Raw genomic sequence first — 4,891 nt, forward strand, 5'->3', positions numbered from 1 at the left:
CACGGCGTCGCCGCGCCCGGCGAAGCCGCCGGAGCGGAACAGCATCACCCGCGTGGCCGCGCCGCCGGTGGCGGCGGGGCCGGTCGGCGCGGGGGCGCCCGAAGTGGTGGTGGGGGCGGCGGTCGGCGGCGGGGTGCCGGTGGCCGGCCCGGTCGGGGTCGGGCCGAGGGTGGCGGGCGGCTGGTCCGGGGCGGTGCCGGCCCGGTCGTCGCCGGTGCAGCCGGCCAGCAGGGCGACCAGTAGCGCGATCGTGGCGCCGGTCGTCGAGGCGGGTCTCATGCCGCTCGGACGCGCGGCCGCGGCCGACGGTTCCCTCGTCGCCACCCTCATCCGAACGGTCACTGTCGATGTCTGGGAGCGGTCCAAGCCTTCTCTTTTCGTCAACACATCGTTATATCTACATGCGTGACTACCCCCGTCACAATCTTTCCCCTTTCAGGAGGGCACGTGAAACGACCCCTCGCCGCCGTCAGCGCAGTGCTGCTCACCAGTGGCCTGTTGACCTGCGTCGCCACCGCGGCGCTCGCGGCTCCGCCCACCGCCCCCGCGCCGGACACCTCCGCCGCGCCCCAGGCGGCGACCGTCCTTCGAACGAACCCCGGCGCGGTCCAGGGTTCCAGCGCCGAGTCCTACCAGGTGCACAGCACCAGGGTCGACGCCTCCGGAGCCACGCACACCCGCTACACCCGGAGCTACCAGGGTCTGCGCGTCTACGGTGGTGACTTCGTCATCCACGCCGCGCCGAACGGCAGCTACGCCGGCAGCTCGGTCGGTCTGGCCGCGCCACTGACCCTCGGCACCACCGCCAGGGTCACCGCTGCGGTGGCGAAGAAGGCCGCCCGTGCCGAGTTCACCGGCAAGGCCGAGGCCGTGGGCGCCCCGGAGCTGTTCGTCGACGCCAGCTCCGGTTGGGGCAGGCTGGCCTGGGAGACCGTGGTGAGCGGCTGGCAGCCGGACGGGCAGACCCCGTCCCGGCTCCACGTGATCACCGACGCCACCACCGGCGGGGCCATCGGGTCGTACGACGAGATCGAGGCGGTGGCCGGCACCGGCAACAGCCTTTACTCGGGCACGGTCAGCATCGACACGACGCTCTCCGGCAGCACGTACCAGATGATCGACCCGTCGCACGGCAACGGCTCGACCTGCGACATGAACAACGGCACGTCGAGCTGCGCCACCTTCACCGACGCGGACAACACCTGGGGCACCGGAGCCAACTCCAACCGGCAGTCCGCCGCCGTCGACGCGCACTTCGGCGCCGCCAAGACGTTCGACTACTTCAAGAACACGCACGCCCGCAACGGCATCTTCGGCAACGGCACCGGCGTGCCGAGCCGGGTGCACTACGGCAACAACTACGTCAACGCCTTCTGGGACGGCTCGCGGATGACCTACGGCGACGGCTCGGGCAACTCCCGCCCGCTGGTCTCGCTCGACGTGGCCGCGCACGAGATGAGCCACGGCGTGACCGAGAACGTGGTCCCCGGCGGCCTCACCTACTCCGGTGAGTCCGGCGGCCTCAACGAGTCCACCAGCGACATCTTCGGCAACATGGTCGAGTTCTACGCCAACACCTCGGCCGACCCGGGCGACTACCAGGTCGGCGAGAAGATCAACATCAACGGCAACGGCACGCCGCTGCGCTACATGTACAACCCGTCGCTGGACGGCTCGTCCGACAGCTGCTGGTCCACCAGCACCAAGAACAAGGACGTGCACTACTCCTCCGGGGTCGCCAACCACTTCTACTTCAACCTCGCCGAAGGCACCGGCGCCACCGCGTACGGCACCTCGCCGGTCTGCGGCTCCGCACCCGCGATGACCGGCATCGGCCGGGCCAAGGCGGAGAAGATCTGGTTCCGGGCGTTGGACGTCTACTTCACCTCCAACACGTCGTACGTCAGCACCAGCAACCCGGCGAACACCGCCCGCGCCTACAGCCTGCGGGCGGCCACCGACCTGCACGGCAGCTGCTCGGCCGAGTACAAGGCCGTGCAGGCCGCCTGGACCGCGGTGAACGTGGCCGGCAACGACGCGCCCTGCTCGACCGGCAACGACTTCTCGGTGTCGCTGTCGCCGACCGCCGGCTCGGTGAACCCGGGCGGCTCGGCATCCACCACCGTGTCGACCGCCACCACCAGTGGCTCGGCGCAGACGGTGACGTTCTCCGCGTCCGGCCTGCCGAGCGGTGCGAGCGCCGCGTTCAGCCCCGCCTCGGTGACCTCGGGCGGCTCGTCCACCCTCACCATCAGCACCTCGGCGGCCACCCCACCCGGCACCTACTCGGTCACCGTGAACGGCGCGGGCTCGGTCACCCGGAGCGCGACGTACCGGCTGACCGTCAACGGCACCGGCGGCGGCTGCACCGCACCCGGCCAGAAGCTGGCCAACCCCGGCTTCGAGTCCGGCGCGACCGGATGGACGGCCAGTTCCGGCGTCATCACCAACTCCAGCGGTCAGGCGGCCCGCACCGGGTCGTACAAGGCCTGGCTGAACGGGTACGGCAGCAGCCGCACCGACACCCTCGCGCAGTCGGTGAGCCTGCCCTCCGGTTGTTCGTCGTACACGGTCAGCTTCTGGCTGCACATCGACTCGGCAGAGACCACCACCAGCGTCGCGTACGACACGCTGCGCGTGCAGGTGCTGAACTCGGGCGGGACGGTGCTGGCCACGTTGGCGACCTACTCGAACCTGAACAAGGCCGCCGGCTACAGCCAGAAGTCCTTCTCCCTGGCCGCGTACGCCGGCCAGACCGTCAGCCTGAAGTTCACCGGCACCGAGGACTCCTCCTTGCAGACGTCCTTCGTGGTCGACGACACCGCGGTCAACGTCTCCTGACCTGACGTGACCTGCGGGCCCGGCGGCCACCCCTCACGGTGGTCGTCGGGCTCGCGCCGTTATGGTCGCGGCACCGGTGCGAGGTGCCGGCGGGCCGGATCGGCGGCGCCGGACGGGGTGGCGCGGGAAGGGGCGGACGTGTCGGACGCGGAGTTGACCGTCGAGGTGACCGGGCCGGTCGCGACCGTGACGATCCACAACCCGGCCCGGCGCAACGCGATGACCGCCGCCATGTGGCGTCAGCTCCCCGATCTGCTCGACCGGCTGGAACCCGACCCCGACGTACGGGCCCTGGTGCTCACCGGTGCGGGCGACGCCTTCTGCGCCGGCGCCGACCTCGGCGACCTCGCCGAGCTGCTGGACGCCGGTGACGCCAGCATCGCGGTGGCCGCCGAGGAACGGCTGGCGCGCTTCGCCAAACCGACCGTCGCGGCGATCCGGGGCGCCTGCGTCGGTGGTGGCGCCCAGCTCGCGGTCGCCTGCGACCTGCGGATCGCCGCGGACGACGCCCGTTTCGGCGTACCCCCGGCCCGGCTCGGTCTGGTCTATCCGGCGCCGACGACCCGCCGGCTCGCCCGGCTGGTCGGCCCGTCCGCCGCCAAGCATCTGCTCTTCACCGCCGAGCTGATCGACGCCGATCGAGCCCTGCGGGTCGGCCTGGTCGACGAGGTGCTGCCGGCCGACCGGCTCGCCGAGCGGGTGAAGGACCTGACGGCGACCATCGCCCAGCGGTCGACGCTGAGCGTCGCCGCCGCCAAGGAGATCGTCGACGATCGGGCCGGGCCCGCCCGGATCGCCTGGTGGCATCGGAAGGTCGTGGCCACCGGCGACGCCCGGGAAGGGGTCGCGGCGATCGCCGAGCGCCGACAGCCGCGGTTCGCCTGGCGTCCGCCGACCGGGGACTGACCCGACGGCGCGATCGCGGCAGGCCGACTCCCGCCATTCGGCGATCTCGATCCCGGCTGGCACCCCGCCGGGGCGGTACGGCAGGCTGTCCGTCGTGCAGCGTGATCAGTTGCTTGCGGGCCGCTACCGGCTCCTGGAGCGCCTCGGCAGTGGCGGCATGTCCGCGGTGCACCGGGCGTACGACGAGGTGCTCGAACGGGACGTGGCGGTGAAGGTGCTCGTCGCCTCCGACGCCAACGCCCGGCAGCGGATCCGGGCCGAGGCCAAGGCGGCCGCCCGGCTGTCGCACCCGCACGTCACCAGCGTCTACGACTACGGCGAGTCCAGGCTCGGCGGCGCCCACGTCCCGTTCGTGGTGATGGAGCTGCTCGGTGGCCACACCCTCGAACAGCGGTTGGAGGCCGGCCCGCTGCCGCCCCGCGCGGGCCTGCGGATCTGCGCGGAGGTGGCGGCCGCGCTCGCGGCCGCGCACGCCCAGGAGTTGGTGCACCGCGACATCAAGCCGGCCAACGTGATGCTCACCCCCACCGGCGCGAAGGTGCTCGACTTCGGCATCGCGGCGGCCGTCGGTGATCCGGAGGTCGACTTCGAGGGGCGGCTGCTGGGCACGCCGGCCTATCTGGCACCGGAGCGACTGGAGGCCGGCGAGGTGCTGCCGGCCTGCGACGTGTACGCCCTCGGCCTGCTCGTGCACCGGGTGCTCACCGGCCGGCCGCCGCGGATCGCTGAAGCGCGGGCCGGGACGCTCGGCGCACCGGCGCAGGTCGAGCCCGAGCCGCTGCCCGAAATCGCCGGAGTGCCGGCCGAGATCCATCGGCTGCACCGCTGGTGTCTGGCCCGCGACCCCGCCGACCGACCGCCGGCCGCTGAGGCGGCGCGCATCCTGCTCGCCGCCGGCGAACCCACCGCCGTCCGCGAATCGGCCGCCGTCCCGGCCGGACCGGAGGCGGGCGTCGAACCGGCCGACGCCGCGCCGCGCCGGTCCTGGCGTTGGCGGCGGGCACTGCTCGCGGTCGGCGGCGCGGTGGTCGCCGCGCTGGCGATGGGCGGGTCACTCGGCGACCCCGGCACGAGGCGGCCGGGAGCGGACGCGCCGCGGACCGGCATCGGGCCGGGCGACGCCACCACCGTGGGGATGCCGAAG

At 72.9% G+C, this 4,891-nt stretch carries 4 protein-coding genes; 3 read left to right on the top strand and 1 reads right to left on the bottom strand.

Going from position 1 to position 4,891, the window contains the following annotated elements; translation table 11 throughout:
• On the bottom strand, positions 1-279 hold a 279-nt coding region (locus tag EAD89_RS08185), incomplete at its 3' end, for a hypothetical protein (RefSeq protein WP_199733441.1).
• 168 nt (positions 280-447) lie between these two features.
• Between EAD89_RS08185 and EAD89_RS08190 the strand changes: the two genes are divergently transcribed.
• The 3 genes from EAD89_RS08190 to EAD89_RS08200 form a co-directional block, all read left to right on the top strand.
• Entirely contained in the window at positions 448-2,841 is a 2,394-nt protein-coding gene (locus EAD89_RS08190) for a M4 family metallopeptidase (RefSeq protein WP_121675306.1), read from the top strand.
• 138 nt (positions 2,842-2,979) lie between these two features.
• Positions 2,980-3,747 carry an enoyl-CoA hydratase/isomerase family protein gene (locus EAD89_RS08195; protein WP_121675307.1) on the top strand — a complete coding sequence of 256 codons (768 nt, stop codon included), beginning with the start codon at positions 2,980-2,982 and terminating at the stop codon, positions 3,745-3,747.
• A gap of 94 nt (positions 3,748-3,841) precedes the next feature.
• A partial coding sequence (locus tag EAD89_RS08200; protein ID WP_233578325.1) for a serine/threonine-protein kinase occupies positions 3,842-4,891 on the top strand: 1,050 nt, incomplete at its 3' end.

The organism is Micromonospora sp. BL4, assembly GCF_003667505.1.
Classification (GTDB): domain Bacteria; phylum Actinomycetota; class Actinomycetes; order Mycobacteriales; family Micromonosporaceae; genus Micromonospora.